This is a genomic window from Aliidiomarina celeris, assembly GCF_003316875.1.
GTDB classification, from domain to species: Bacteria; Pseudomonadota; Gammaproteobacteria; order Enterobacterales; family Alteromonadaceae; genus Aliidiomarina; species Aliidiomarina celeris.
Genome location: NZ_QMIL01000002.1, coordinates 364,238 through 391,152, shown reverse-complemented (window position 1 = coordinate 391,152; position 26,915 = coordinate 364,238). Strand labels below are relative to the sequence as shown.

The window sequence follows — 26,915 nt, the reverse complement described above, 5'->3', positions numbered from 1 at the left end:
GGGTTTTAACGTAATAACAGAAAACGCGATAATACTGTTTTATGACAAAAAAAGATAGGCCGAAAAGTGCTCAATAGCGTTAATTTTGCGCCTTTCTTCGCGCAAATTCCGCACGCAAGGCGCGCGCAACTTCGGCATTGGTAAATTGGTCTACGTCGCCTTTATGGAGTGCAACCTCTTTTACCAAAGTCGACGAAATAAATGAGTTCTCTTCCGAAGGCGTTAAAAATACGCTTTCCAGCTCGGGAAAGAGTCGCCGATTCATATTCGCCAACTGAAACTCGTATTCAAAATCGGCAACAGCGCGCAAGCCACGTACCAGTACCCGAGCCTCTTGTTCTCTCGCTAAATCAGCCAGTAGCCCTGAGAATCCAATTACTTTCACATTCGCTAAGTGCGCCGTAACGTGCTCCACTAAGCGCACCCGTTCTTCCAATGAAAACAACGGTTGCTTACTGGTATTGGCCGCCACAGCTACAATGACTTCATTAAATAATTTTGCCGCGCGCTCAATAAGGTCGGTATGCCCATTAGTAACGGGGTCGAACGTGCCCGGATAAATCGCTCGTGTATACATAAATAAAAGCTGCCTTCAGCGTTATTAATACTTTATGGGCAAAGCATAGCTGATTCAGCGTTTACGCGCATCCGTCCTTCTACATTTACAGGGTAAGACCAGCTAAGCTTAATTTTAACGTGCGAATAAAGCCCGAGATGCGTAAAATGAGCAACCCAGTATGGGTGCAATTGCGCACGAACACTTTTCCCGCAAGGAGTACGGCATGAGTAACGCCTTTTACCAACAATTACGTGAACAAATTGAAGATGTGAGGTCGGAAGGCCTCTACAAAAGTGAGCGCGCAATTACGTCTTCACAATATTCTGAAATTGAAGTGAACGGAAAGCGGGTACTCAACTTTTGCGCGAACAACTATTTGGGTTTAGCGAATCATCCTGACCTTATTAAAGCCGCTCAGCAAGGCCTTGAAACCCATGGTTTCGGTGTGGCTTCGGTACGATTTATTTGCGGCACACAAAATATTCACAAGCAGCTTGAAGCGAAACTCAGCGAGTTTTTGGGTACCGAAGATACTATTCTCTATTCCTCATGTTTCGACGCCAACGCCGGCTTGTTCGAAACCCTTTTGGGCCCAGAAGATGCCATTATTAGTGACGCGCTGAACCACGCCAGTATTATTGACGGCGTTCGCCTCTGTAAAGCCAAGCGTTATCGTTACGCAAACAATGACATGGCGGAGTTAGAAGCACAGCTCAAGCAGGCCGATGCAGACGGAGCGCGGCACAAGCTGATTGCCACCGACGGTGTGTTTTCTATGGACGGCATTATTGCCAACTTACCCGCTATTTGTGACCTTGCCGATAAGTACAACGCACTGGTTATGGTTGACGACTCGCACGCTGTAGGCTTTGTTGGCGATCAAGGGCGAGGCACTCACGAGTACCACAACGTAATGGACCGCGTTGATATTATTACCGGTACCTTAGGCAAAGCGCTGGGTGGCGCGTCGGGTGGCTTTACTGCGGCAAAAAAAGAAGTGGTTGAATGGCTGCGCCAACGTTCGCGCCCTTATCTATTCTCTAATTCCTTAGCACCGAGTATCGTAACTGCCAGTATTCGCGTATTAGAAATGCTCGAGCAAGGCAATGACTTGCGCGAAACACTGAAAAGCAATAGCCGTTATTTCCGTGAGCGTATGACCGCCGCAGGCTTTACCCTAGCCGGCGCCGACCACGCTATTATTCCGGTAATGCTTGGCGACGCGAAACTGGCGGCTAAAATGTCAGAGCGCATGCTGGAAGAAGGTATTTATGTGGTCGGTTTCTCATTCCCTGTCGTACCCAAGGGGCAAGCGCGTATTCGTACCCAAATGTCGGCGGCACACACACGTGAGCAGCTCGACCGGACTATTGATGCGTTTATTCGCGTGGGCCGTGAACTGGAAATCATTTAAGTCTGTTTATTGAATTCACATTTTGAATACGAGGTCGTGTAATGAAAGTGCTCGCGAAATTAAAAGCTGAACCTGGTTTGTGGATGACAGAAGCCGAAAAACCAGACTACGGGTATAACGATCTACTCATTAAAATTCGTAAAACCGCGATTTGCGGCACCGACGTGCACATCTATAAATGGGACGAGTGGTCACAAAAAACGATTCCTGTAGGTATGACGGTAGGCCATGAGTATGTTGGCGTTGTTGAAGCCATGGGCGACGGCGTGCGCGGTTTTGCGGTAGGCGATCGCGTGAGTGGCGAAGGCCACATTACCTGCGGCCATTGCCGTAACTGTCGTGCGGGTCGCCGTCACCTCTGTCGCAACACTGTGGGCGTTGGTGTCAATCGGCCAGGAGCTTTTGCCGAGTACCTTGTTATTCCAGCCGATAATGCATTTAAGTTGCCGGACGAAGTTACCGACGATTTAGCGTCAATTTTTGATCCCTTCGGTAACGCGGTACACACTGCTTTAAGTTTCGATCTCGTTGGCGAAGATGTACTCATTACCGGCGCCGGCCCAATTGGTATTATGGCCGCGGCCGTTGCCCGCCATTCGGGAGCTCGCCATGTGGTGATTACCGACATTAACGATTACCGCCTTGAACTTGCCACCAAAATGGGTGCAACCCGCGCAGTGAATACTAGCAAAACTGATCTTGAAACTGTTATGCGTGAACTGGGTATGAAAGAAGGGTTCGACGTTGGCCTTGAAATGTCGGGTGTTCCCGCTGCGTTTAGCCAAATGCTCAATACCATGAACCACGGCGGCAAAATTGCCATGCTAGGTATTCCCCCAGAAGACATGGCAATCGACTGGAATCAGGTTATTTTCAAAGGCTTGGTTATTAAAGGTATCTATGGCCGTGAAATGTTCGAAACTTGGTATAAAATGGCGGCTCTCATTCAAAGCGGATTAGATTTAAGCCCAATGATTACTCATCACTTCCCTGTTGATCAGTTTGAAGCAGGCTTTCAAACTATGATTTCTGGGCAGTCTGGCAAGGTTATTCTCGACTGGAACGCTTAATATGACGCAATTTCAACATATAAGCATTGAACAGGCTCATGCTCGCTTACAAAATGGCGAGCTCGTGGTTGCCGACATTCGCGACGCTCGCTCCTTTGCCATGGGCCATATTAAAGGCGCATTCAACCTGAATAACGACAATGCAGCGGCATTCGTAGGCCAACAGGATAAGCAGCAAAGCGTTATTCTGGTTGCTTGCTACCACGGTGCGAGCAGCCAAAGCGCGGCACAATATTTGTGTACACAAGGGTTTGAGCAGGTGTATAGCCTCGACGGCGGCATGACCGCTTGGGCTTCGCAATACCCTACGGAACTCGAGCGCAGCTAGTGAAGAAGCTTGTTACCCGTAACTCGGCTGAACACATACAACCGCTTTACGAGGTATTACGCAACGCTGGCGTTCCTGTTTCGGTTACTGAAGAGCAGGGGCGCTTTCATTTGTGGCTGATCCAACCGGCATTCGAAGCGCACGCGAAAGCCCTGTTGGCTGCCTACGAAGAAAATCCACAAGCGTTCGCAGCGGTTCAACCTCAAAGCCAAGCCGTATGGGCGCCGCTTTGGCGGAGTTTAGCGAAACAGGCTGGCATTTTTACCTTTCTGGTTACGCTCGCCGTATTAGCGACAGCGCTCTGGCAACTGCTTGATCCGCAACACGCGTTGAGCGCTATGATCATCGCCCATCCGTCAATGCCGTCGCTAAATGCCGCCGAGCCTTGGCGGCTGGTATCTCCCGCATTTTTGCACTTTTCTGCCACGCACCTTATTTTCAATTTGTTTTGGTGGTGGTATTTGGCTGGGCGGGTGGAATTATTTCTCGGCCGAGGCGTTCTTATTGCCCTTTTTCTGTTCACTGCAATCGCCTCAAATCTCGCCCAGTACCTTGTTTCCGGTCCGCTCTTCGGCGGCCTCTCGGGCGTGGTTTACGGGTTATTTGGATTCGCTATGATCATGAGCGCAAAGCGCGGCGGTCCGCTTTATCTACCCCCTGCGCTCTTGGTGTTTATGATTGGCTGGTTAGTGCTTGGCTACACTGAGGTGCTTTGGGTGGACATGGCGAACGAAGCCCATTTTGTCGGCCTGCTCAGTGGCATTGTCGCCGGCGCATTCGTTCGCTTTGGCTTACGAAAATAACGTGCTAATTACTGATACACATACTTGGTGAATAATAAATCAAGCACCAAATCTTGCCCTGTCTCGCGCAAAATAAGTTCTTTCGCGGTTTCCAAACAGGCTTGGCGTATCTCTTCCCGCCCGGTCAAAGAGCGAATACGCCCCTCCGACTCCGTGCTTAAAATACGAATAAATGCATCTCGCAGTAATGGCGCATGGTATTCAATGGTTCTTAGATCTTCCGTGCTCGGCACCATAAGATCAATCGACACCCGAATATACCCAAGCCTACGTTCACTGGCGTCGCGTATGTAGTTGGTGGTAATGTCGGGCTCAAAACCAAAATAAGCGCGGCTTTGGGCGGTCACCTCGGGTGAGCACAATAGGCTGCTTAATAGCAATAACAACGCAATTTTAAACTTCATACGGTTCCTTAGCAGCACATTAGGTTGTGGCTTTGTATCGGCAGCACAGACAGCGACTAAAGTAGATGTTATGCTTAGCGCCGCTTTTATGGCTTGCCATAATGCTTACCAGCGTTATCAACAGCCTCTATTATACACATGAATAGCGTAGAATATGACGAACAGCTTTTCTGCCCCCAACCTTGCGCCATTTCTTGGCCGCCATAATGCACTTGAGCAGTCGGCGCATTGGTGCACTGAAGCGCCAAAAAACGAGCCTCTGCTGAGCTCTTGGTTACGCGACGAAGGCTCATTAACGGCCAAGCTGAAAGCAGCATGCACAAAATTCCAAGTTTGTGTTCTACACCAAGCAACGGAGCCCTGCGGCAAGGAAGAAGCAACCTTCCTTAACCTAACACAGGGTCAGTCGACACTTGTGCGCGAAGTGCTACTGTTGTCTGGCCGAGTACCTATGGTGTACGCCCGCTCTGTATTACCGCTAAGCTCATTAAGCGCGCACTATCAAAACCTTATGGCACTCGGTTCAAACCCACTTGGCGAACAGCTTTTCGCTCACACCGATATTCGGTTGGGACCCATCCAAGTGTCTGAATTCAAACCCGATACTGCAATTAAAGCGCTCGATAATCAACTCAACGCAGTCGAAGCTCAGCTGACAGAGCAGCCTTCACTGTGGGGCCGTCGCCGTCGCTTCGAATTACCCGACGGCCCCATTTTAGTAGCGGAAGTATTCCTTTCTGCTGCGCCTTGCTATGCTTAAAGCAGCTGCCTGACCTATCGCAAAAAAGAGGAACAACAATGAACCGTTTAGACGCTTATCGCGCGCTGATGCGAGTTGATAAACCAATCGGCACTTGGCTATTGGCGTGGCCAACCTTTTGGGCACTATTGATTGCCGCCCATGGTGATCCGTCGGTTCGGCTTGTGGTTATTTTTGCTGTTGGCGTGTTTCTTATGCGTTCCGCAGGCTGTGTGATCAATGACTTCGCCGACCGCAACATAGACGGCAAAATAGCGCGCACAAAAGACCGCCCATTAGCGGCAAAAAAAGTAACCTCCACCGAAGCACTTGTGCTTTTTGTTGTACTCATTTCGCTCGCGTTTTTACTGGTGTTAACGCTTAATAAATTGACAATGGTGCTGTCGTTTGTGGCTGCAGCGCTCGCTATTATTTACCCCTTTATGAAGCGCATTACACATGGTCCGCAGTTTATTCTTGGCGCTGCCTTTAGCATGGCTATTCCCATGGCTTTTGCCGCAGCAACCAATTCTATTCCACTTATTGCATGGATCTTGTTTGCAGCGAATTTAACGTGGACCGTGGCCTATGACACTGAATATGCCATGGTAGACAGAACCGACGATTTACTTGCAGGGGTGAAATCAACGGCGGTAATAACCGGCAAATGGGACGTTGCCTTTATTGCGGGCCTACAGCTTATAACCCTAGCGCTACTTGCTTGGGTGGGTGCCATTATTAACGCAACGCCTTTCTACTGGCTAGGCCTTGCAGCTATGGCAGTTTTGTTTTTGTGGCAGCTTGTGCTGATTCGCAACCGAGACGCCGACGCCTGTTTTCTTGCCTTTCGGCAAAATCATTACGCCGGCATGCTGTTTGCTCTTGGTCTTGCCCTGCATTACTGGTTACCGCTACCGTTCGGCGTTTCGGTGTAAGCAAACACCGCTTACGCGTCGTTATCCGCAACGGCAGCTGGCCGTTGCTGCTCCTGTAACAGAATCTTTATCGAGTCGCGAATGGTAAGCTGAATAGCACTGCCGAGTAAAAAGTCGACCTCTTCGCTGAGTGCTTCGGTACGCGCGTCGGATATATAACTGCCGTCGTTAGCAACTACAATATAGCGCTCCTGCTTAAGCACTCCCACTAGGGTGCTAAATACCTTTTTGTCGTAGAACTCGGGCGCGTCAATGCCATGCCGCGCGCCCAAACGAATAGCCACAAGTTCACTAAAGCGCTCTAAATCGGAGCGGGAAAGCGAGGTTGAGCGTTGCAATAGTTCCAGCACAATTCCATAGCGAGCGAGCGTTTCACCGGCAGCATTTGCCAGCAATACAAGCTGCACATAAGCTTCAGTGTCGCGCTCCGGCAATGTCAATTGTTCGTCCGCTTGCTGGAGCCAGCCCAAGGCCAAAAACTCTTCGCAAATAGACCCAACATAGGGTGGTATGTCGTTCTCGTTGTGGCTTAGAAATAGCTCTGCTTGTAGAATCGGATAGAGTTTTTCTACAAAGGCCACCGCCGACGCAACGGTAAAGGTTTTGTGGCCACGAGCAAAACGGGCCACCAATGCAGGTACAATATACAGATGCAAAATGTTGTTGCGGTAATAAGTCATACTCAAGGCTTGCGAGTGCTCTAAGCTCACCACTATGCCCGCCTCGTCTTCATGTACTTTAAACTTGTTCATGCTTGTTGCATGCTGCCAGTATTCCTCCGCATCAAACTCAGTATCTGGCCCATGAACCCAATCGCTATAAGGCACAGCTTTCTGTAATCGCGTGTAAGCACCCACTTGCGCTACTAGTTCCTGTTTAGTCAGAGTTTCACGCTCGGCGCTGAGCAAGCAGAGCGCCGTTAAGTTCATTGCATTAATGGCTGCTCCGTCATTTACGCGGCGCATTAAAATTTCTGCAAGTTGATTCACAGCCGGGGTTAACCAACGGGGTTTTGCCGGCTCTTCTGTGCCTGTTGTTACCGAGTCCCGCCAATCGGGAGCGGTGCTGTCGAGATAATCAGACAAACGCACTGGCTTACCAAAGGTTACAAAGCCTGTGCCGAAGTTTCGTAGCTTACGCAAAATGCCAAAGACTTGAAAAACCGACTCTTTCTCTTTGTTCTTTCCCTGCAGCTCATTGTGGTAAGTGCTTACTTCCATTACGTGCTCGTAACCTACGTACACAGGCACGAGACTTATGGGGCGGTTAATGCCGCGCAACTGTCCCTGCAAGGTCATGGCTAACATGCCGGTTTTCGGCGGCAGTAAACGACCGGTTCTGCTGCGTCCCCCCTCCATGAAATACTCAATGGCGTAGCCTTTTTGGAACAGCCGGCCTAAATATTCTCTGAAAACCGTTGAGTAGAGCTTATTACCGCGGAAACTACGGCGAATAAAAAATGCGCCACCACGCCTAAAAACTGGCCCCAGCGGGAAAAAATTAAGGTTCACACCCGCCGCTATGTGGGGAGGCACCAAGCCTTCTTGATAAATAATGTAGCTCAGCAGCAAATAATCCATGTGGCTACGGTGGCATGGCACATAAACAATCTCGTGACCGTCTTGGGCTAGCTTACGCACCATTTCGCCGTTGCGAACCGAAATGCCGCGATAAATTTTTGTCCACAGCCAACTGAAAAAGTGGTCACCAAAACGAACCAAACCTTCGCGATAATCCGCGGCTATTTCACGTAAATAGCCGCGTGCGGCAGCCTCGGCTTTTGCTTCACTAATACGTTTACTCTTGGCCTCTTCTCGAATCGCTTTTCTTAATGCCGGCAACCGCAATAACTCAGCAATAATTTCTTCTCTACCCGTCAGTTTAGGCCCCGCTACTGCATGCCTTAGCCGCGCGAAATGGGTTCGCGCAACGCGTGTGAGTTTATGCGCTAAATCTTGATCTTTACGCTGCGAGTCGGCCATCGTACGCAAACTCACAGGCTGTGAAATACGCACCAAAACATTACGGCCAGAAAACAAAACTAAAAGAAACTTCTTCCATTTACCCGGTATTTCGATATCGGCCACCATGGTTTTACCGTCGCGCCTATTTTTACCTGGCTCACGCCCCCAAAATAGGCCCACCGGATGCATGAGCACGTTAATGTTGGGGTTCTTCTCGTGCAAATCGAGTAACTCCGAAAACCCACTTAATGGCGGATACCCAAGCCGTTTGCGGGTGTCTTCTACATACACCACCCGCGGATAACTTTGCCCGTTGATAACCAAGGGCTCCGTTGGGTCCGGCAATCCAAGCCCACATAATGCATTGCGCGCTACCACAAGATCAGCCGCTGAAGGACCGCGCATAACGTACACGATATGATCTGCCTGCGACGGCTCCGCCTCATGCTCATCCGCAATAGCACGAAACCGCGTGAGTAGCCGAACAGGCCAGCGTAAAAGATAATAGAAACGCGACGTATGATTCATGGGAGCTCCAAGCCTTACCTAACATGGCTGTTTAAAACTGTACGATCATACCACTGAAACTCTGTAAAGCGCCAACACCCCGCCAGTCGCTGCCTGCTCATTTTTTAACAGTTTACCCTTGCACAGCAAAAAATACTGTATATACTGACAGCATACTGTATGAATAAACAGCTGCTGACAGAGGTAACTCCATAATGCGCCCGCTTACCGCTCGACAAAGTGAAATTCTTGAACTCATTCGTAGTCATATTGACGCCACTGGCATGCCGCCCACTCGTGCTGAAATTGCTCAGCAACTCGGTTTTCGCTCGCCAAATGCGGCAGAAGAACACTTAAAGGCGCTCGCCAAAAAGGGTGTTATCGAAATGATGCCCGGTACGTCGCGCGGAATTCGCTTGGTGCAAGCGGACGTTGCAGAAGAGTTTCTCGGTCTCCCGCTTATTGGTCGGGTTGCTGCAGGTGAACCCATTTTGGCGCAGGAGCATGTAGAAGCGCATTACAAAGTCGACGACACCATGTTCCACCCGAATGCAGACTTTCTGCTTCGCGTAAGCGGCATGAGTATGAAAAACATCGGTATTCTGGACGGCGATCTACTTGCGGTACATAAAACCAACGAAGCCCGAAACGGGCAAGTGGTGGTTGCGCGGGTAGACGACGAAGTGACTGTTAAGCGTTTTGAACGCAAAGGGAAAGTTGTTTTACTCCACCCGGAAAACGAAGAATTCTCAATTATTCGTGTCGACCTTGAGCAACAACCGCTCAGCATTGAAGGTTTAGCGGTCGGCGTGATTCGCAATGGAGGTTGGCAAGTATGAACCACTCTACACTTAGAAAGCGCATTGCACACCCCGGCCTTTGGGGCCATGAAGCCCAGCTAGAAAATGCTAGCCAAGTAGAGTGTGAGCCGTTAGTTGAACAATTATGGGCGACCCTGAGTAGTATGCGCCACCAGCAAAATCAATGGGTAACGCTTATTGGCAAACCCTCGCCGGTATTTGTTCAGCAGTTACTTGCTGCCGGTATTCAAAAAGAGCGCATTCGTTGTATTTTGCCCAGTTCTCCCGACGCAGCAGTTTGGGCATGCGAGCAAGCACTACTTTTAAATAATAGCCAAATCGTTATTGCATGGGTGGCAAACTGCTCCGAGCGTGACCAGAAACGCTTGCAGCTTGCGGCGCGCAGCAGCAAAAGTGTCAACTTTTTGTTTACCGTAAACACCCAAAATACCCCTCTCCACTAACCCTAAAATAGGGTTTCCCCTGGGGCTGTTAACAACAGCCCCTTTTTTATTAACATCTTTGGTGTTATTTTGTTCTTGCTGACTTAAAAAGTGCCACTCCTGTGGTATCTAAACTAAAACAATAATCATCCGTTCTAAGCGGACTATAAAAATAACAACAAAGAGTGCAGCAAGGGCTGAGATTTCAGGGGAAAGTTGTTCCAGTACCTGCCTACCTCTTTGTTCTTCATGCGTTTTGAGCCGCCCCGAGGCTATCGAAATGCGCGAGGAATAAGAGGAGATGTCGAGTGAAAGCGAGGCTAACGCGTTGGTTCACTGCTATGGTTGGGCTATTTCTAACACCCGCTACTTTAGCAAATGAACTTCGATTAAACATGACATCCGGTGCTACCGATATGAGCCAAACGGTGTATGACCTACACATGCTGGTTTTCTATATTTGCGTGGTTATTGGTGTCCTTGTATTCGGTATCATGTTTTGGTCGATCCTTCGTCATAGAAAGTCACGTGGGGTTACACCCGCCACCTTCCATGACAACGTGAAGGTCGAAATTGCATGGACTGTAATTCCATTTTTAATTCTTATTGGTATGGCGGTTCCCGCCACCCTTACCCTCTTAGAGCTAGACAACACTGACGACTCAGAGCTCAGTATTGTAGTTACCGGGTCGCAATGGCGGTGGCATTATAACTACTTAGATTACGACGTAGAGTTTCAAAGTATTCTCGCTACCCAAAATGAACAAACCTATGGGCGCCTACCCAAAGGCGAGAACTACTTGCTCGAGGTTGACCGCGCGCTGGTTATTCCAACCGACCGCAAAGTGCGCTTCTTAATTACTTCAGACGACGTAATTCACTCCTGGTGGGTACCTGAGTTCGCCATTAAAAAAGACGCGAACCCAGGGTATATCAATGAAACGTGGACTCGGGTAAACGAACCGGGCATTTATCGGGGCGTTTGTGCTGAATTGTGCGGTCAAGGCCACGCATTTATGCCTATTGTGGTGATTGCAAAAAAACCGGCTGAGTTCGACGCGTGGATTCAAGAAGAAGAATCGCGTATTGCAGAGCGCCGCGCCGAAGAGGAGCGCTTGCTCGACATGGAAATGAGCATGGACGAGCTAATGGAGCTCGGTCAGAACATATACTTGTCACAATGCGCAGCTTGTCATCAGCCGAATGGCCGCGGTATTCCGGGCGTGTTCCCGGGGCTTGTGGGTGAAGGTGTTTCTGTTGGCGATCGTAACGCTCACATTGATATTGTAGTGAATGGTTCTGCAGGGACGGCCATGCAGTCGTTCCGCGCCTCCTTGTCAATGAGTGAACTGGCCGCTGTGATTACCTACGAGCGTAATGCGTGGGGCAATAATACAGGCGACCGCGTACAACCCGCCGACATTCACAATTTCATCCAGGGCAATCAATAGGAGACTAGGCTATGAGTACCGTAGTTGCTGATTCACATGATGCCCACGATGAGCATCATGACCATAAGCCCACCGGCATTAAGCGCTGGCTATTTACCACGAACCACAAAGACATAGGCACGCTCTATTTGTGGTTCAGTTTTATTATGTTCTTCTTGGGCGGTTCTTTTGCGCTTGTTATTCGGATGGAATTGTTCCAACCGGGTATGCAAGTTATCGACCCCCATTTCTTTAACCAAATGACAACCATGCACGGCGTTATAATGGTGTTCGGTGCTGTTATGCCGGCCTTTACCGGGCTTGCGAACTGGATGGTGCCGCTCATGATCGGTGCACCCGACATGGCCTTACCGCGCATGAACAACTGGAGCTTCTGGATACTCCCCGTTGCCTTCTTGATCATGCTGTCGTCTATGTTTGTTCCGGGCGGCGGGCCAGCCTTCGGTTGGACCTTCTATGCACCGTTGTCAACCACCTACAGTGGCGACTCCACCGCCTTGTTCGTGTTCGCTATGCACATTATGGGGATGAGTTCTATTATGGGAGCGATTAACGTTATCGTAACCATTATGAATATGCGCGCCCCAGGCATGACCTACATGAAAATGCCGCTGTTCGTATGGACTTGGTTTATTACCGCGTTCTTGCTTATTGCGGTAATGCCAGTGCTGGCGGGTGTGGTGACCATGGTCCTCACCGACAAGTTCTTTGGCACTTCCTTCTTCAATGCCGCTGGCGGCGGCGATCCCGTACTGTTCCAGCATTTGTTCTGGTTCTTTGGGCACCCAGAAGTGTACATCATGATCTTGCCGTCGTTCGGCATCGTGTCGGCCATTATTCCAGCCTTTGCTCGTAAGCCGTTGTTTGGTTACGCCTCCATGGTGTATGCCACGGCCTCCATTGCAGGCTTGTCGTTCTTGGTATGGGCACATCACATGTTTACCACTGGGATGCCCACCTTTGCGTCGTTGTTCTTCATGTACATGACCATGCTCATTGCCGTGCCGACAGGCGTGAAGGTGTTTAACTGGGTGAGCACGATGTGGCGCGGTGCTATGACCTTCGAAACGCCTATGCTCTTTGCCTTAGCGTTTGTAGTGTTGTTCACCATTGGCGGCTTGTCTGGCATTATGTTGGCCATCACTCCTGTTGATTACCAATACCACGACACCTATTTCGTGGTGGCTCACTTCCACTATGTACTGGTAAGTGGTGCGGTGTTCTCCATTATGGCCGCAGCTTATTATTGGCTGCCCAAATGGTCGGGCGTTATGTACGACGAAGCTTTAGGTAAACTGCATTTCTGGTGCTCCTTAGTGTCGGTGAACATTCTGTTCTTCCCTATGCACTTTGTTGGCTTGGCCGGCATGCCGCGGCGTTATCCAGACTACGCGCTGCAGTTTGCCGATATCAACGCCATAGTGAGTGTTGGTGGCTTCTTGTTCGGGTTCTCCCAGCTTATCTTCCTTGCCGTAGTTCTAAAGTGCGCCATGAAGAAAGGCGAAAAAGCACCTGCCAAACCTTGGGAAGGCGCGGAAGGGCTCGAATGGACGGTTCCGTCACCTGCACCTTATCATACGTTTGACACCCCACCAGAGGTGAAGTAGCCATGAGCGAGCAGCACAAGCAAACTGACCATAGCAGTATTATTACCAAGCTCCTTGCTTCGGTGGTCATCATGTTCGCCTTTGGTTTTGCACTGGTACCACTCTACGAGAAGTTCTGTGAGTTGACTGGCTTTAACGGTCGTACAGACAACACAGCTTCTGTTGCGAGTGAAGGTATGCTGATCGATACTTCGCGAACCGTTACCGTGGAATTTACCACGCGTACTGGGCGCGGGGCGCCATGGTCGTTTCGACCCGAGGTACAGTCGGTCACCATGCATCCAGGTGAGATAAAGGTGGTGAATTTCCTCGTGGAAAACCACATGAACGACGCTCGTGTTGCTCAAGCTCTGCCCTCTGTATCTCCGGGCACGGCGACACTTTACTTAAATAAAACTGAATGTTTTTGTTTCGAACAACAACCTTTGGCGGCGAATGAGAAAGCCGTAATGCCGATGCGATTCTATTTGGACCCAGACTTACCCGATGATATCCGTCGCCTCACGCTGTCGTACGTAATGTATGACATAACCGACCAAATTCAGGGTCGTTCTCAAACCGCCAGCCGTTCGGAGTAAGGAATATCTATGAGCACTGAACACCATAATTCAACGAAATATTATGTTCCAGACCAAAGTATATGGCCCATTATTGGCGCTCTCGCGCTTGGCCTCATTGCGTTTGGCGCTGGCCACTACACCATTGAATACTCGAACGAAACCAAGGGCTTTGGGCACTATGTGCTCGGTGCAGGTTTATTCGTATTATTTGTCATGCTATTTGGTTGGTTCCGCGACCAAATTAACGAGTCACGCTCAGGGCTTTATAACGCCCAATTGGGTGAGTCGTATAAACAAGGCATGCTGTGGTTTATTTTCTCGGAAGTGATGTTCTTTTTGGCATTCTTCGGAGCACTGTTCTACGCACGAATGATCGCAGTGCCATGGCTTGGCGGCGCGAGCAATAATGCCATGACCGCCGAAGTTCTATGGCCGACCTTCGAAGCAATTTGGCCATTAACCACTACCCCAGACGGCACGACTACGCAGGCCATGGGCTGGCTTGGGCTACCGCTCATTAATACGGCTATTTTGGTGGTGTCTTCGGTTACCCTGCACATTGCTCATGTAGCACTCGAGCAGGGAAACCGCGGTAAGTTAAAACTTTGGCTTATTATCACCTTGGTACTCGGTTTTACCTTCCTCGCGTTACAGGGGTATGAGTATGTGCATGCGTATCGTGATCTAGGCCTCACGCTACAGTCGGGTATTTACGGCAATACCTTCTTCTTACTGACCGGCTTCCACGGCTTACACGTTACCCTCGGGGCGGTAATGCTGACTATCATGGCCTTCCGCGTATTTGCGGGGCACTTCGACAAAGATAACCAATTCGCGTTTGCAGCGTCGTCTTGGTATTGGCACTTTGTTGACGTGGTATGGATTTGCTTGTTTGTATTTGTTTACATACTTTAAGAAAAAACCGTGCCCCTACGGATAGGGGCGCGGGTTTGGCTCAATAACGCCGGTACTCAATGCAATGATAATTAATAGAATTACCAGCACTGAGAACAACACGCGTTTGCCAATATAGTGAGACATAGACGGTCGACCTTCTTCGTTCCGCAATACGGCAAACAGGCCACGGAACAAGTTGGTAATCACATAAAGCAGTAGTGCAACTAAAAGCACTTTTAAAATAATAATAAGCACGATGTATCCTCAAAGGTTGTTATGGCTGTCCTTCGCATTGGTTCTTTTGATTTTCGGCTGAATCCGTTCGCCCTTATTGCTACTTTGCTTGCGATTGGGTTAATGATCAAGCTTGGAGTCTGGCAAATTGAACGGGGCCAAGAAAAACAGCGCATGCTCACGCAGCACCAGCTTGCGTCGGAAGTTGCCATTAACGAAATTACGGAATCGCAACTGCCTACGCTTCAGGATAAACCCGACGAACGCATTCGCGCGCATGTAACCTTTGCGCAAGATCGCTACTTTCTGGTGGAAAATCAAATTCACGAAGGCCGGGTGGGTTATCACGTAGTGGCCTTAGCGCAACTGAGTAACACGACTAACCGAGCCGCCTTATGGATACCGGTTAACCTTGGCTGGATTCCGGCGCCACCGAACCGCAGCGAAAACCCACAGCTTCACATACCCGCAAGTGCAAATCTGGCCGGTCGTGTGCACTTGCCACAACAGCCGTTTTTACTCCAACAACAACACGTTTCCCAACAATGGCCGGCACGCATTCAGTACCCTGAACTTGCGGTAATGCAAGCACATATTGAAAGCGAATTAGCGCCCTTTATGTGGCGCGTCGAGTCGGGAACTCCATTTTATAACAATAACAACGCTTACGTTCGCGACTGGCCCATAGTGTCGATGGAGCCGCACCGGCATTACGCCTACGCGGTGCAATGGTTCGGATTAGCACTGGCAGCCGCAGTTGTATTTTTAGTGGCTGCAGCGAAACGTAAGCCTGTCGTTCAAGCAGAGGAGGCATAAAGATGTCGCCTGAACAAAATTCCGCGTTACAGCAACGAAAAAATAGAAAATTACTTCTTACCGTAGCCGCTATTTTCGTTTTACCCCTTGTGCTTGCGCAGCTCGTGCTGGCATTAGGTTGGTACACTCCCGGCGTGTCAAATAAGGGCAACCTTATTAACCCACCTATTGAAATGAGCAGCGAAGAAAACAGCCGTTTGCCAGACACATGGCGCATTGCAACCGTGGTTCCCGCCTCATGCAACGACGCCTGTTTAAATGCATTGTATGTATTAAGCCAGTCTTATCATGCACTCGGGCGAATGCAAAATAGGGTTACCCCCGTAGGTTTGCAGGCCGCCGACCGCTTGGTATTACCTGAAGTTCCAAGCGACAGCCAGCTGCAATTCATTACCGCGCCTGGGGCCGTATACGCGCTTGCCGACATTCCCGCAAATAGCTTGCTGATTATCGACCCGCTCGGTAACGTGGTGATGTGGTACGAAGGCAGTAGCGACCGGCAAACCACTATTATGCAAGCCCGAGACTTACTCTCAGACTTAAAGAAAATGCTAAAAATGTCGCGTGTGGGCTGAGGTAGAATGTTATGAAAAACATCACAAAAATTTCGTTATTCTTAGTGGTTATCGTGATTGTGCTCGGTGCATACACGCGTTTAACCGATGCTGGCTTAGGTTGCCCAGACTGGCCCGGCTGTTACGGATTTATCAAACCACCGCTTACTGAAGATCGTATGCTGCAGGCTGAGTCGGCATTTCCGAACGCGCCTATTGACCACGCCAAAGCATGGAACGAAATGATTCATCGTTATGCAGCAGGTATTTTGGGGCTACTTATTTTTGCCATCACCGTTATTGCCATTCGGCGCAAAATCAAACAACCGGAGCTTAACAAGCCCTTTAAGCACCCTATCGGCTTAGGCGCACTTATTATTTTTCAAGCTGCACTTGGTATGTGGACCGTTACCATGATGTTGCAACCGGCCATTGTTATGGCGCATTTATTGGGCGGCTTCACCACCTTTACCCTACTTGCGCTGCTTTATTTACGCGAAAGTGAGTTTGTGCCACCGGCAATGGACTATGGTTTAAAGCGACTGTTGCCGCTCGCGTGGTTGGTACTCATTGCCGTACTGATTCAAATTGCACTCGGCGGCTGGGTTGCGGCCAATTACGCAGCGCTCGCTTGTGTCGATTTACCGATTTGCCAAGGTAACTGGACAGAACGGCTCAACTTCACCGGGGCCTTTAGCTTGGTTGAAGCAGAAACCTATGAATTCGGCGTACACACCTACGACGAGCGACTCACCATGCATGTTAGCCATCGTATTGGCGCTATTGTTGTGCTCGGAGCCATGTTGGTTTTGCTCGCACAACTTTGGCGCAATGCGCGCAGCCGGTGGTTTCGAAGTGCTGCGGCAGTGCTTACCGCGCTGTTATTTTTACAAATTACCCTAGGTGTACTCAACGTAGTACTCAGCCTGCCACTGCTGATTGCCGTGGCACATAACGCAGTTGGTGCTTTATTACTCGTTAGTATGGCGATACTCGTTTTCGCATTGAAAAAACTTTCAGCCAAGGAGGCTACTCATGGCTAATGCAATCACCCTTACGCGCCGCGCAACTTGGCGTGAATACCTCGAACTCACAAAACCCAGAGTCGTTGCCCTGCTCTTGCTTACGGCGCTCGTAGGAATGTGTTTAGCCACGCCGACTTGGGTGGACATTAATATTCTGTTACCCGCAATGGTGGGCATAGGGCTCATGTCCGGCTCTGCCGCGGCGGTGAATCATCTTGTTGACCGGCACATAGACGCCCGTATGGCTCGCACATTACGGCGACCGCTGCCGACAGGTGCGCTGTCGCCCCGCAGGGTACTGGCGTTTGCGGCACTGATTGGTGCGCTTGGCTACATTATTCTTGAGCTCTTTGTGAACCGTATAACGGCGCTGCTCACCCTCGCGAGCTTGGTTGGCTACGCATTTATTTACACCATGTACTTAAAGCGCGCCACGCCGCAGAATATTGTCATTGGCGGGCTTGCGGGTGCAGCTCCGCCACTGCTGGGATGGACAGCCGTTACGGGTGAAATTCATGCCTTCCCGCTGTTGTTGGTGATGATTGTTTTCACTTGGACCCCGCCTCATTTCTGGGCGCTTGCGGTGCACCGCGCGAAAGATTACGAGCGCGCTGAAATTCCCATGCTACCGGTTACCCATGGCGTTGAATTCACCAAAACCTGTATTTTGCTGTATACCGTGTTACTCACAGCCGTTTGTGTGCTGCCCTATTTAGTTGGTATGAGCGGGCTCTTGTACTTAGTGGGCGTAACCGCTTTGAATATTGGATTTTTAGGCTATGCCTGGAAGTTAAAGTATAAAGCCGACAAATTCACCGCCTTTAATATGTTTAAATACTCTATTTGGTACCTTATGATTCTGTTTGTTTTACTTTTAGTTGATCATTACGGGTTTACATAATGCGCGTTATTTTTGTAATTTTTTTGGCTCTTGCAGCGGTTGCCGGCGCAACACTGTATTCGAACATGACTAACCGTCCGCCGCAGCTCGAAGCAGCGCGCATTTACGACAGCAGCCGCCCGCTGCCGGAGTTTGTGTTAGAAAGCACCCATGAAGCCGAGGCCACCCTCAAAAGCTTAGAGGGGCAATGGACCTTCCTTTTTACCGGCTACACCTATTGCCCCGACATTTGCCCTACAACTATGTCGTTGCTGAAGTCGCGCTATGAAGAGTTAGCGGCCAGCACCGACTACCCCATTAAAATATGGATGATTTCAGTCGATCCGAAACGCGATGGATTAGAACAGTTAACGCGCTATGTAAACTTTTTCGGCGACGACTTTATTGGTGTGCGCGCAGAGCATGCCGAGTTGCATCCTTTCGTAACCAGCATTGGCATGATGTACTCTATTCCAGAGCCCGACGAAGAGGTTTATGAAGTGGCGCACAGTGCCGCTATTGTTTTGGTGAATCCTGAAGGGCGCCAGCACGCAATATTTCAGCCCGTTCATCGGCCCGGTGAGTACACCACAATAGAGCCCAACTTGTTTGTGAATGACTTTCAAAAAATTGCCCGCGCTTATCGATAGCAAGCAGCTAGGCGTGGCTAAAGCGCCGCTCGAGTAAGTGCCGCCAATACAGAAGATAAGCTTGTGCTACACCGCGAGCAGCCATAAAACAGCACAACGAGAACCATAAGCCGTGGTTGCCCCACCCTTGGGTTAACCACCATACGGGAAAAAAGACCCCAACACCTGCAAACAGCATCGTGTTTCGCATTGCTCGGCTCGCCGACAAGCCAATAAACACACCGTCGTATAAATAGCTCCAATGCGCGAGCAAAGGTAGAACTACAATCCAACCCAAATAACTACTGGCCTCCCGAAGAACCGAAGGAATATTGGTAATGAGGCCAATAATAAAAGTACCGGCAAATGCGAAGAGCAACGCATAGACAAGCGCAAACAGGCTCGACCAAAGCAAACCGGCTGCAATCCACTTACGAGCGTTGGCAAGCTGTTTTTGCCCTTTTGCTTGCCCAACCAAGGCTTCCACCGAGTATGCAATGCCGTCGAGCCCGAGTGAAATAAGCATAAGAAATTGCAATAGCACCGCATTGGCTGCAACCACGACTTGGCCATGGTAACTGGCCCAAGCAGTCATCATGGCCATGCACAAGTGCAATACCAAGCTGCGAATAAAAATATCGGTATTCATACTCGCCAGCTTCCGATAGCGCGCAGCATTCCACTGCCACCAGTCGCGCCGACTCATACGCAAGTGTCGAATGATCACGGTAAGGCCTACCGCGGCGGTACACCACTCGGCAATAACGCTGGCCAATGCCGCGCCCCGCACATCCATATTCAGGCCAATCACGAATATAAGATCACCCACCACATTGATAGCATTGGTGAGAATCACCAAGCCCATGGCAATACGCGCTTTTTGCATACCCAATAGCACACCGAGAATAACCAAGGTAAGCAATGCCGCAGGTGCACCATACAAACGAATAGACACATAGCTGCTGGTGAGTTGTTTTAGATCAGCACTCGCCGACACCAACTGAAATACAATAAATAGAATCGCCGGGGTGAGTGCAAACAAACATAGTCCTAGCCCGAGAGCAAAGTAACTGGCGTCTACGAATACCGTTTTCTGGCGGGCTAAATCTTCTGCCCCATAGGCCTGTGCGACAAGACCTGTCGTGGACATGCGTAAAAATACCGCCATAAGGTACACAAACGAAATCGCCATAGCCCCCAGCGCTACCGCACTCAGGTAGATAGAATCGGGCAAATGCCCTATGATGGCTGTGTCAACAAGGCCAAGTAACGGGGCGGCAATGTTCGAAATGACCATGGGTAAGGCAATGGCAAACATACGCACATGGTCGGCACGCTTCAGTGACCGAATTGAGTGAAAAATGGAGAGTTTTATGAGTTTCAAAACGACGTTCTTCAACACCAAAGTAGGCTTCCAACGCGCACGCACCGTAATGGTAGCGCTTTTGCTCGCAAGCGTTATGCAAGCCCTATTTGCCAACACAGCTGTAGCGGAAGCAGAGCCCAGCGTGTCGATACTAATGTACCATCATGTGAGCGAATCAACACCCCGTGTTACCAGTGTGAGCCCTGACGAACTTAGGGAACACCTCGCGTATTTAAAAGACAATAGCTTTACGGTGATTGATATTCGCGACGCCATAGCAGGTGTTCGTGGAGAAAAACCATTGCCCGAAAAGGCCGTAGTATTGACCTTCGACGACGCCTACGAAAATATTTTCAGCCAAGGGCGTCCCATTTTAAACGAATTCGGGGTGCCTTGGACCTTGTTCGTGACCACTGACCCTATTGGCGACACACCAAGCCAGTATATGAGCTGGGAGCAAATTGAAACCCTCCATAACGAAGGTGTGGTGATTGCGAATCACACTACCGATCATGCCCACATGCCTCGGCGCAAACCCAACGAAAGCGAAGCGCAGTGGCTTGAACGCATGCGCGCCAATATTCTTGCCGCCGAGCAAACGCTGGAACAGCGTATTGGCGTGAACCATAAATTATTTGCTTACCCTTACGGTGAGTATAATAACGCCCTTGCGAACCTGGTTGAAGAACTAGGCTATATTGGCTTTGGTCAGCATTCGGGTGGTTTTGGCGCAACCAGCGATTTTCGCGCCATTCCACGCTTTGCCGCTGCAGGCGTGTACGCAAACTTGCGTACTTTAGGCACCAAAATGGCGGCGCTAAGTTTGCCCGTTATTGAAGCACACTACAGCGACACCTTACTTACCCACACGGAAACACAACCCGTTCTTGAGCTTGAAGTCAGCACCCGCGACTTCCATAAAAGCCAATTGCAGTGTTTCTTCGGCGGCGACGCACAGGCCCCAGAGTGGCTGTCTGACACCCGTATTCGGATTCAGTCACCTGCGGAAATTGGCCTTGGACGTGTGCGTTATAACTGCACTGCACCTAGCATCAGTGATCGGGGTCGGTTTTATTGGTATTCCATTCAGTGGATTCGACCCGATACAGAAGGCAATTGGCCGGGTTGAACTTGCACAAAAAAACCGCCCAGAGCAACGCTAAGGGCGGTTTTGGTTTAGTTTAAAAGGTGATTAAGGCACCAGAAAGTCATCTAATACGATCAACTGCGGCAAGCTTTCGCCTTCACTTGGGTCTACGGCAATAGCGGTATATAAGCCACCACCTGCAAAGTCGAGCAGTAACGGACCAATAGCAGCTGTTTTGGTACCAGCGGCTGTTACCGTTACATAGTACTCACCCGGCATGAGTGACACGTTACCGGTGGTTTGCAGGGCTGCAGCGTCGAAGTCTACGCCTGCAAATGCAGGTTCAGCATCGGCGATATCAGCAGTAGCAGTTACATAAATGTCTACTTCACCCGCAGCTGGAGAGGCGTGCACAATGCGCACGATAGACTCTGTCGCTACACGGCGGTTCTCATCTTCGAGTACGGCTGGGCCGATAGTACCGTCGGTGAGGCTACCTACAGCAAGAACAGTGTAGGCTTGTGCATTGGTTAACGGCAATCCTTCTACGTCAATAACTACGGTGTCATTCGCGCCAGCGGGCGTTACTTGAATGTCATACGCAGCGGCAGGTAGGTTTACGTAACCGGCAAAGTCTAAAAACTCTAAGCTTGGAATCGCAACGTCACCATTCACCAGCACATCTACCGCAGGTGCGTCTGCTACTGCATGCACCACACGAAGGTCGGCGCCCGTGTCTACAGAATGTAATACGGCAGAGCCTTCACCGTCAGCAACGAGCAATGCGATAGGGCGGTCATCTGCATTTGCACCTACGTTTGGCGTGGCGGCAATCACAAGGTCTGCACCGTCAGGCAATGCAAGTTCACCCGAGTCGAACACAACCGCGGTTGGATCGCCCGAAACAGTAATACGTACTTGGTAATCACCGGCTGGAACTGACACTTGCGGCGTATAATCTTGGTAGGCAAGAGTAGCTGCTGGCTGCTCTGCGCTTAAGTCTGCGCCAAACTCAGTCAAAAATACATCGACCGTGAGGTCAACCGGTACACCGTGCAACACCTGAATGCGAGCATTGCCGGCTTCAACCGCTGTATTTTCATTGGCAATCAGTAAGGGTTCAAGAGTTTCACCAGCAACACTGCCTAGCGCAAATACTTCGTAGCGCATTTCGCCAGTAAGTTCTAAATCTAACGGGCCAATAACCGTTGCTGTTGAGCCGTCGGCTAAAAGTGCGTCGACACCAACGCTGTAATCGCCTTCTTCAACAGTAGCAACACCTGAAGACACCTGATAATCTACGCCTTCAAGAAAATTGTCGCCATTTACAGTTACGTTTACTGCCGGAGCATCTGCCGAGCCATGATGAACACGAATGTAGCTGTCTTCAGGTTCTGGCGCCGCCGGAGGATTCGGCTCAAGTACAGTTGGACCGCTTGAACTACTTCCGCACGCCGCTAGGGCTAGAGCGAGCGCCGAAACGCTCAGAGATAGTGTGATCTTGTTCATGTTATTTCCTCATAGTGTTTGTCAGCAAACATCACTACGAGTGCAGAACGTGAACAGGATCACCTTTTTTTATCAAATCGTGTTAAGGAAATGTAAGGATTGTTCTTTCCGTGTTAATAATACGAGTGTTCACCACGGCTATGTTCGGTTGCATCCGCCACGCCAGTAAGCTCGTTCGGGAACAATTCAACCAATTGCTTTTCAATGCCTTCTTTCAAGGTTACGTCGACCATTGAGCAGCCATTGCAACCGCCACCAAACTGTAAGATCGCCACGCCTTTTTCGGTGATTTCCGTTAACACAACTTGCCCACCATGGCTGGCAAGCTGCGGGTTAATTTGGCTTTGAATAACATAATCTACGCGTTCAATTAACGGCGCGTCGTCGGCTACTTTTTTCGCTTTTGCGTTTGGCGCCTTCAAGGTCAGTTGTGAACCGAGCTCTTGTTCAACATAGTCAATTTCGGCGTCTTCTAAAAACGGTGCACTTTGCTCGTCTACAACCGCGTCGAAGCCTGAGAACGGTAAAATAATGTCGTCGGCTTCAACCGCGTCTGGCGGGCAGTAAGACACGCCACATTCTGCATTCGCTTGGCCAGGATTCACTACAAATACCCGAATATTGGTGCCGCTTTCTTGCTGCGAAAGCAAATTACGAAAATGCCCTTGAGCACTGTCTGAAATGCGAATCATGACGTTTACCACCTCCTGCCAAGCCCGCGCCTTTGCACACAGCTTGGTTGTTGAATTCAATATACCCGACTAAATTAGTCGGCTTTATTCTATCGCAATATGTCGGCTGTGCATAGTGTTGCACTAGCCTATGCTACGCCTTTTTGGTAGCTTCTTTACATTCTTGGTAAAGGAGTTCATACATGAAACAGTGGTGTACAAAACATTGGCGTGCGGGCCTTATTTCGGCCGCGGTGGTACTGGCAACCTCTACAGCACCGGCCCTCGCACAAACAGACAACACGCCTGCAGGCTATAGCGGAGGCACTAACATTGAGGCGCTTACGCTCGACTACTATATGCCCTCAACACTGAATGTTACTTTCGACGAGCGCATTCCAACGCCACGCGAAGTGTTAGGCTATGAGGTTGGCCAATGGCATGTGCGCCATGACCAACTTGTACGCTATTTCGAAATCCTCGCCGAACATTCTGACCGCATCACACTTGAAGAAACAGGCAGAACCCACGAGCAGCGCCCGCTCATTATCGCCAAAGTTTCCGCCGCTCAGAATAACGATCGCCTTGAAGAAATGCGTGAAGCCCACATGGCCGTGTCTGACCCTAGCCAAAACGTAAATGCAGCAGAAGCGCCGCTGGTTTTATATTTAGGCTACAGCGTGCATGGCGATGAATCGTCGGGCTCTAACGCAGCGCTAATTCTCGGCTATTATTTAGCCGCAGCTCAGGGCCCTGAAATTGAAGAATGGTTAGCAAACACTGTTATTTTGCTCGACCCGTCGCTGAATCCAGATGGTCTTGCTCGCTTTGCGCAATGGGCGAATCAGTACAAAAGCATGACGGCAAACACCGACGGCCAGCACCGTGAACATATTCAAGACTGGCTACGTGGCCGGCAAAACCACTATTGGTTCGACTTAAACCGCGACTGGTTGTTACTGCAACACCCAGAGTCGCAAGCCCGTATTCGTACCTATCAGCAGTGGTTGCCCAACGTATTAACCGACCATCACGAAATGGGTACCGACGCAACCTTTTTCTTTCAGCCGGGTATTCCTTCGCGGAAAAACCCTCTTACGCCCGACGAAAACGTTGAGCTTACTGGCTTAATTGCCGAATACCATGGCGAAATTCTCGACGAAGTGAGCAGTCTTTACTATACCGAAGAGTCGTTCGATGATTTCTACTACGGCAAAGGTTCGAGCTACCCAGACGCGCAAGGCACCATCGGTATTCTGTTTGAGCAAGCGTCGAGCCGTGGCCACATGCAAGACAGCGTGAACGGTTTAGTGAGCTTTCCTTTCACCATTAAAAATCAGTTCTTAACCTCGCTTTCGAGTATTCGGGGTTCACATGAAAACCGCGCAGCATTGCTCACCTACCAGCAGCGTTTCTTCAAAGAGAATATGGAGCTTGCGCGGGCTGAACGCTTCGACGGCTATTTATTACGGGAAAGCCAAGACGGTGCGCGGATGCAAGAGCTGCTGCGTATTCTGAAGGCACACCGCATTGACGCCTACGCCGTAACTGAGTCGTTCCGCGTAAACAGCGAAACCTACAACCCGGGCGAAGCCTATTTCGTGCCGATCACGCAGCGTAACTATCGGTTACTCAAAGGCGCGTTTAGCACGCAACAAGAATTCCCCGACAACACCTTCTACGACGTTTCAGCATGGACCTTGCCCATGGCCTTTAACGTTCAGTTTGAAGAGGTACGCCGCAGCCGTCGCTTTAACTTGAGCGACACGCCGTGGGCCGGTGCTGAGCCGTTTTCAGGAAACACGTTAGAAGACACCCGTGTGGGCTACATTTTTAGTTGGGAGCCCTATTTTGCGCCTCGCTTGCTTGCGCAGCTCCAAGCACAAAATATTCATACCCGGTTAGCGGCCACTGAAATTACAGTAAGTACACCGAGCCAAGGTGAAGTGAAATTCCCTCGCGGCTCCGTAATTGTAACGCGTGCATACCAAAGCAAGCCTTGGAGCGAAGTACAAGCGCAGTTGCAAATGCTTGCCGACAACAACGAAATTCCAGTCACAACAATAGCACGCGGTCTTACTCCAACTACCGGCATGGACATTGGTAGCCGTAGTATTGAGCCGGCGCAAATGGCAAAAGTGATGATTGTGATTGGTGACGGCGTGAATTTACAAGAGAGCGGCGAAGCGTGGTACTACCTCGACCGCCATGTAAATATTCCCGTTAGTTTGGTTGAAACCGACCGCCTAACGCGTGTCGACTTGAGCCGCTACACCCACATTCTAATGGTTGACGGCTGGTACAGTGGTTTGAATGAAGCTGTGCGTAATCGATTAAGCCAATGGGTTCGCCAAGGCGGCACCTTAATCGGTCAAAAACGCGGTGCCCAGTGGATGACCGAGAATAACTTACTGAACGCCAAAGTGGTGAGTTCAGAAGTATTGCGCGAGCCCTTCCCAACAGAAGGCTTAACCTATGCGGATCGCGATCACTTCTACGGTCAGCAACGCCTAGCCGGCGCAATATTCGGTACCACAGTAGACTTAAGCCACCCGCTTATGGTGGGTTACAGCCGCGCCGATTTGCCAGTATTTAAGAACAGCACTATGGCATTCGAAAATAACACAGCGCCCTTTGTAGACGTTGCACGTTATGCGGAACAACCGGTACTTGCAGGCTTTACCTCACAAGGAAACCGCGACACCTTAAGCCAAAAAACCGCCATTGTTGCGCACCGTTTAGGTCGAGGACGAGTCATTGGATTTGCCGACAATGTGAACTTCAGAGCGTTCTTCTGGGGCACGTCGAAGCTATTAAGTAATGCTATTTTCTGGTCGCCTTACATTGCCGCGTCTGCCGGCGAAGAAGACGAAGCAGAGGCGGCAGCCGCAGAACAAGAGGCGCACAGCCACTAGTTAGTTAAATGAAGGTGGTGGCGTATAGGCAAGCGCCCATGCGTCAATGACCACTCCACGAGAGGGCAATACCGAGGCTAATGCGCCGAGGGTTGCCCCTGTGGTTATCACATCATCTACGAGCGCAACCCGCGAACCTTTTGGTAAAACTTCAGTAGCCTTAAAGCTTTCGGCAAGCAGTGCCCGCCGTTGCTGAGCCCCTGCTTTATGCGCCTTTCCCCGCGTTCTAACCCGCTGTGCACTATGGCAAACCTCAATACCCAAGAGATCACCTAAGTGGTCGGCCAATCGCTGCGCTTGGTTAAACCCTCGTTGGTACCATGCCGCATAACTTTGCGGCACAGCCAGAAGTAAGTTCGGCATACGAATACGTTGCTCTCGATACATAAACACCGCATGGGCGGCGATTAACTCGGCCATGGCGAACGCCTCGTGTTCACCCTGGCGAAACTTATAAAGGGCAAGCCAACGCTTTACCGTGCTTTGATACCAAAGTGGCGCTAACGCCATGCGTACTCGCTGTGGCGGCCGATACATGAGGCCTAAAAGATTCACCGGCGGGCAACGGGTTAAGTCTTGAAAACACACTGCACACAGGTGAAGCCGTTCGGCGGATTCCTGCTCACAGAGAATACAACGCCCCTGTAATTTCATTTTGCTTCGGTTGCGTATCATGGGTACCATCCTTGTCGTTGTTTGTGACATAACAACGCTGAACCAACCATTTATATAGCCGAAGGGTTTCTTT

Annotated in this window: 27 protein-coding genes; 19 read left to right on the top strand and 8 right to left on the bottom strand. The window is 50.1% G+C overall.

All coding sequences use genetic code 11. The features are described from left to right. Positions 1–79: 79 nt before the first annotated feature. Positions 80–577 (bottom strand): pantetheine-phosphate adenylyltransferase, encoded by a 498-nt coding sequence (gene coaD, locus DQW12_RS06080; protein WP_113906949.1) that lies wholly within the window; start codon positions 575–577, stop codon positions 80–82. Positions 578–782: 205 nt separating this feature from the next. Here coaD and DQW12_RS06075 point away from each other — a divergent pair, with 205 nt between their 5' ends. Genes DQW12_RS06075 through DQW12_RS06060 form a run of 4 tightly spaced genes read left to right on the top strand, consistent with a single transcriptional unit; the run spans position 783 to position 4,174 of the window. Further along, a complete protein-coding gene (locus DQW12_RS06075; RefSeq protein ID WP_113907234.1) occupies positions 783–1,973 on the top strand; it encodes a glycine C-acetyltransferase in 1,191 nt (396 codons plus the stop codon). A gap of 41 nt (positions 1,974–2,014) precedes the next feature. After that, complete coding sequence (gene tdh / locus DQW12_RS06070; RefSeq protein WP_113906948.1) at positions 2,015–3,043, top strand: L-threonine 3-dehydrogenase; 1,029 nt, start codon at positions 2,015–2,017, stop codon at positions 3,041–3,043. Between the two features lies 1 nt (position 3,044). Next, positions 3,045–3,371 carry a thiosulfate sulfurtransferase GlpE gene (gene glpE, locus DQW12_RS06065; RefSeq protein WP_113906947.1) on the top strand — a complete coding sequence of 109 codons (327 nt, stop codon included), beginning with the start codon at positions 3,045–3,047 and terminating at the stop codon, positions 3,369–3,371. Beyond that, a complete protein-coding gene (locus tag DQW12_RS06060; protein ID WP_113906946.1) occupies positions 3,371–4,174 on the top strand; it encodes a rhomboid family intramembrane serine protease in 804 nt (267 codons plus the stop codon). Before glpE ends, DQW12_RS06060 begins: the two co-directional genes overlap by 1 nt. Before the next feature lie 8 nt (positions 4,175–4,182). Here the strand turns inward: DQW12_RS06060 and DQW12_RS06055 are convergent, their stop codons facing one another. After that, positions 4,183–4,578 carry a flagellar basal body-associated FliL family protein gene (locus DQW12_RS06055; protein ID WP_113906945.1) on the bottom strand — a complete coding sequence of 132 codons (396 nt, stop codon included), beginning with the start codon at positions 4,576–4,578 and terminating at the stop codon, positions 4,183–4,185. A 154-nt stretch (positions 4,579–4,732) separates the two neighbouring features. Here DQW12_RS06055 and DQW12_RS06050 point away from each other — a divergent pair, with 154 nt between their 5' ends. Both DQW12_RS06050 and ubiA read left to right on the top strand, forming a co-directional pair. After that, on the top strand, positions 4,733–5,338 hold the full coding sequence (locus DQW12_RS06050; RefSeq protein ID WP_113906944.1) for a chorismate--pyruvate lyase family protein: 606 nt from the start codon (positions 4,733–4,735) through the stop codon (positions 5,336–5,338). Between the two features lie 38 nt (positions 5,339–5,376). Next, positions 5,377–6,252, top strand: a complete 876-nt coding sequence (ubiA, locus tag DQW12_RS06045; protein WP_113906943.1) for a 4-hydroxybenzoate octaprenyltransferase — start codon at positions 5,377–5,379, stop codon at positions 6,250–6,252. Between the two features lie 11 nt (positions 6,253–6,263). Here ubiA and plsB read toward each other — a convergent pair whose 3' ends face one another. Beyond that, positions 6,264–8,744, bottom strand: a complete 2,481-nt coding sequence (plsB, locus tag DQW12_RS06040) for a glycerol-3-phosphate 1-O-acyltransferase PlsB (RefSeq protein WP_113906942.1) — start codon at positions 8,742–8,744, stop codon at positions 6,264–6,266. Between the two features lie 194 nt (positions 8,745–8,938). Here plsB and lexA point away from each other — a divergent pair, with 194 nt between their 5' ends. From lexA to DQW12_RS06010, 6 genes are all read left to right on the top strand, one after another. Beyond that, positions 8,939–9,562: a transcriptional repressor LexA gene (gene lexA, locus DQW12_RS06035; RefSeq protein WP_113906941.1), complete on the top strand. Its 624-nt coding sequence runs from the start codon at positions 8,939–8,941 to the stop codon at positions 9,560–9,562. Then, positions 9,559–9,987 (top strand): SulA-like leucine-rich domain-containing protein, encoded by a 429-nt coding sequence (locus DQW12_RS06030; RefSeq protein ID WP_113906940.1) that lies wholly within the window; start codon positions 9,559–9,561, stop codon positions 9,985–9,987. Before lexA ends, DQW12_RS06030 begins: the two co-directional genes overlap by 4 nt. Before the next feature lie 287 nt (positions 9,988–10,274). Continuing rightward, positions 10,275–11,417 carry a cytochrome c oxidase subunit II gene (gene coxB / locus DQW12_RS06025; protein WP_370444352.1) on the top strand — a complete coding sequence of 381 codons (1,143 nt, stop codon included), beginning with the start codon at positions 10,275–10,277 and terminating at the stop codon, positions 11,415–11,417. A gap of 11 nt (positions 11,418–11,428) precedes the next feature. Beyond that, positions 11,429–13,024 (top strand): cytochrome c oxidase subunit I, encoded by a 1,596-nt coding sequence (ctaD, locus tag DQW12_RS06020; RefSeq protein WP_113906939.1) that lies wholly within the window; start codon positions 11,429–11,431, stop codon positions 13,022–13,024. Positions 13,025–13,026: 2 nt separating this feature from the next. Next, entirely contained in the window at positions 13,027–13,602 is a 576-nt protein-coding gene (locus DQW12_RS06015) for a cytochrome c oxidase assembly protein (protein WP_113906938.1), read from the top strand. A 9-nt stretch (positions 13,603–13,611) separates the two neighbouring features. Continuing rightward, complete coding sequence (locus DQW12_RS06010; protein WP_113906937.1) at positions 13,612–14,499, top strand: cytochrome c oxidase subunit 3; 888 nt, start codon at positions 13,612–13,614, stop codon at positions 14,497–14,499. A gap of 15 nt (positions 14,500–14,514) precedes the next feature. Here DQW12_RS06010 and DQW12_RS06005 read toward each other — a convergent pair whose 3' ends face one another. Then, positions 14,515–14,736: a DUF2909 family protein gene (locus tag DQW12_RS06005; RefSeq protein WP_232819902.1), complete on the bottom strand. Its 222-nt coding sequence runs from the start codon at positions 14,734–14,736 to the stop codon at positions 14,515–14,517. Between the two features lie 21 nt (positions 14,737–14,757). Between DQW12_RS06005 and DQW12_RS06000 the strand changes: the two genes are divergently transcribed. Genes DQW12_RS06000 through DQW12_RS05980 form a run of 5 tightly spaced genes read left to right on the top strand, consistent with a single transcriptional unit; the run spans position 14,758 to position 18,640 of the window. Further along, positions 14,758–15,531 (top strand): SURF1 family protein, encoded by a 774-nt coding sequence (locus tag DQW12_RS06000; RefSeq protein WP_113906935.1) that lies wholly within the window; start codon positions 14,758–14,760, stop codon positions 15,529–15,531. Positions 15,532–15,533: 2 nt separating this feature from the next. Beyond that, entirely contained in the window at positions 15,534–16,106 is a 573-nt protein-coding gene (locus DQW12_RS05995) for a redox-active disulfide-containing membrane protein (protein WP_113906934.1), read from the top strand. An 11-nt stretch (positions 16,107–16,117) separates the two neighbouring features. Further along, on the top strand, positions 16,118–17,128 hold the full coding sequence (locus DQW12_RS05990) for a COX15/CtaA family protein (protein ID WP_113906933.1): 1,011 nt from the start codon (positions 16,118–16,120) through the stop codon (positions 17,126–17,128). Then, complete coding sequence (cyoE, locus tag DQW12_RS05985; protein WP_113906932.1) at positions 17,121–18,011, top strand: heme o synthase; 891 nt, start codon at positions 17,121–17,123, stop codon at positions 18,009–18,011. Before DQW12_RS05990 ends, cyoE begins: the two co-directional genes overlap by 8 nt. Further along, positions 18,011–18,640 (top strand): SCO family protein, encoded by a 630-nt coding sequence (locus DQW12_RS05980; protein WP_232819901.1) that lies wholly within the window; start codon positions 18,011–18,013, stop codon positions 18,638–18,640. Before cyoE ends, DQW12_RS05980 begins: the two co-directional genes overlap by 1 nt. A gap of 7 nt (positions 18,641–18,647) precedes the next feature. Here the strand turns inward: DQW12_RS05980 and DQW12_RS05975 are convergent, their stop codons facing one another. Beyond that, positions 18,648–20,003 (bottom strand): MATE family efflux transporter, encoded by a 1,356-nt coding sequence (locus DQW12_RS05975; RefSeq protein WP_232819900.1) that lies wholly within the window; start codon positions 20,001–20,003, stop codon positions 18,648–18,650. Here DQW12_RS05975 and DQW12_RS05970 point away from each other — a divergent pair. Beyond that, positions 19,993–21,114 (top strand): polysaccharide deacetylase family protein, encoded by a 1,122-nt coding sequence (locus tag DQW12_RS05970; RefSeq protein ID WP_157957862.1) that lies wholly within the window; start codon positions 19,993–19,995, stop codon positions 21,112–21,114. The two genes, DQW12_RS05975 and DQW12_RS05970, sit on opposite strands and share 11 nt — an antisense overlap. A 63-nt stretch (positions 21,115–21,177) precedes the next feature. Here the strand turns inward: DQW12_RS05970 and DQW12_RS05965 are convergent, their stop codons facing one another. Both DQW12_RS05965 and nfuA read right to left on the bottom strand, forming a co-directional pair. Further along, on the bottom strand, positions 21,178–22,581 hold the full coding sequence (locus tag DQW12_RS05965) for a DUF4397 domain-containing protein (protein ID WP_113906930.1): 1,404 nt from the start codon (positions 22,579–22,581) through the stop codon (positions 21,178–21,180). A gap of 113 nt (positions 22,582–22,694) precedes the next feature. Beyond that, positions 22,695–23,273 carry a Fe-S biogenesis protein NfuA gene (nfuA, locus tag DQW12_RS05960; RefSeq protein ID WP_113906929.1) on the bottom strand — a complete coding sequence of 193 codons (579 nt, stop codon included), beginning with the start codon at positions 23,271–23,273 and terminating at the stop codon, positions 22,695–22,697. Between the two features lie 182 nt (positions 23,274–23,455). Between nfuA and DQW12_RS05955 the strand changes: the two genes are divergently transcribed. Beyond that, entirely contained in the window at positions 23,456–26,167 is a 2,712-nt protein-coding gene (locus tag DQW12_RS05955; protein WP_113906928.1) for a M14 family zinc carboxypeptidase, read from the top strand. On the opposite strand, the gene DQW12_RS05950 is transcribed toward DQW12_RS05955, so the two are convergent. Then, a complete protein-coding gene (locus DQW12_RS05950; RefSeq protein ID WP_113906927.1) occupies positions 26,168–26,842 on the bottom strand; it encodes a ComF family protein in 675 nt (224 codons plus the stop codon). Positions 26,843–26,915 lie beyond the last annotated feature (73 nt).

Coding starts and splice junctions, on each gene's coding strand:
- DQW12_RS06010 (WP_113906937.1), top strand. CDS start 13,612: ATGAGCACTGAACACCATAATTCAACGAAATATTATGTTCCAGACCAA.
- DQW12_RS05990 (WP_113906933.1), top strand. CDS start 16,118: ATGAAAAACATCACAAAAATTTCGTTATTCTTAGTGGTTATCGTGATT.
- glpE (WP_113906947.1), top strand. CDS start 3,045: ATGACGCAATTTCAACATATAAGCATTGAACAGGCTCATGCTCGCTTA.
- DQW12_RS05970 (WP_157957862.1), top strand. CDS start 19,993: ATGAGTTTCAAAACGACGTTCTTCAACACCAAAGTAGGCTTCCAACGC.
- cyoE (WP_113906932.1), top strand. CDS start 17,121: ATGGCTAATGCAATCACCCTTACGCGCCGCGCAACTTGGCGTGAATAC.
- DQW12_RS05955 (WP_113906928.1), top strand. CDS start 23,456: ATGAAACAGTGGTGTACAAAACATTGGCGTGCGGGCCTTATTTCGGCC.
- DQW12_RS06075 (WP_113907234.1), top strand. CDS start 783: ATGAGTAACGCCTTTTACCAACAATTACGTGAACAAATTGAAGATGTG.
- DQW12_RS05950 (WP_113906927.1), bottom strand. CDS start 26,842: ATGATACGCAACCGAAGCAAAATGAAATTACAGGGGCGTTGTATTCTC.
- DQW12_RS06055 (WP_113906945.1), bottom strand. CDS start 4,578: ATGAAGTTTAAAATTGCGTTGTTATTGCTATTAAGCAGCCTATTGTGC.
- coaD (WP_113906949.1), bottom strand. CDS start 577: ATGTATACACGAGCGATTTATCCGGGCACGTTCGACCCCGTTACTAAT.
- DQW12_RS06000 (WP_113906935.1), top strand. CDS start 14,758: ATGGCTGTCCTTCGCATTGGTTCTTTTGATTTTCGGCTGAATCCGTTC.
- ctaD (WP_113906939.1), top strand. CDS start 11,429: ATGAGTACCGTAGTTGCTGATTCACATGATGCCCACGATGAGCATCAT.
- DQW12_RS05995 (WP_113906934.1), top strand. CDS start 15,534: ATGTCGCCTGAACAAAATTCCGCGTTACAGCAACGAAAAAATAGAAAA.
- DQW12_RS05980 (WP_232819901.1), top strand. CDS start 18,011: ATGCGCGTTATTTTTGTAATTTTTTTGGCTCTTGCAGCGGTTGCCGGC.
- DQW12_RS05965 (WP_113906930.1), bottom strand. CDS start 22,581: ATGAACAAGATCACACTATCTCTGAGCGTTTCGGCGCTCGCTCTAGCC.
- plsB (WP_113906942.1), bottom strand. CDS start 8,744: ATGAATCATACGTCGCGTTTCTATTATCTTTTACGCTGGCCTGTTCGG.
- lexA (WP_113906941.1), top strand. CDS start 8,939: ATGCGCCCGCTTACCGCTCGACAAAGTGAAATTCTTGAACTCATTCGT.
- nfuA (WP_113906929.1), bottom strand. CDS start 23,273: ATGATTCGCATTTCAGACAGTGCTCAAGGGCATTTTCGTAATTTGCTT.
- DQW12_RS06015 (WP_113906938.1), top strand. CDS start 13,027: ATGAGCGAGCAGCACAAGCAAACTGACCATAGCAGTATTATTACCAAG.
- ubiA (WP_113906943.1), top strand. CDS start 5,377: ATGAACCGTTTAGACGCTTATCGCGCGCTGATGCGAGTTGATAAACCA.
- DQW12_RS06030 (WP_113906940.1), top strand. CDS start 9,559: ATGAACCACTCTACACTTAGAAAGCGCATTGCACACCCCGGCCTTTGG.
- DQW12_RS06050 (WP_113906944.1), top strand. CDS start 4,733: ATGACGAACAGCTTTTCTGCCCCCAACCTTGCGCCATTTCTTGGCCGC.
- tdh (WP_113906948.1), top strand. CDS start 2,015: ATGAAAGTGCTCGCGAAATTAAAAGCTGAACCTGGTTTGTGGATGACA.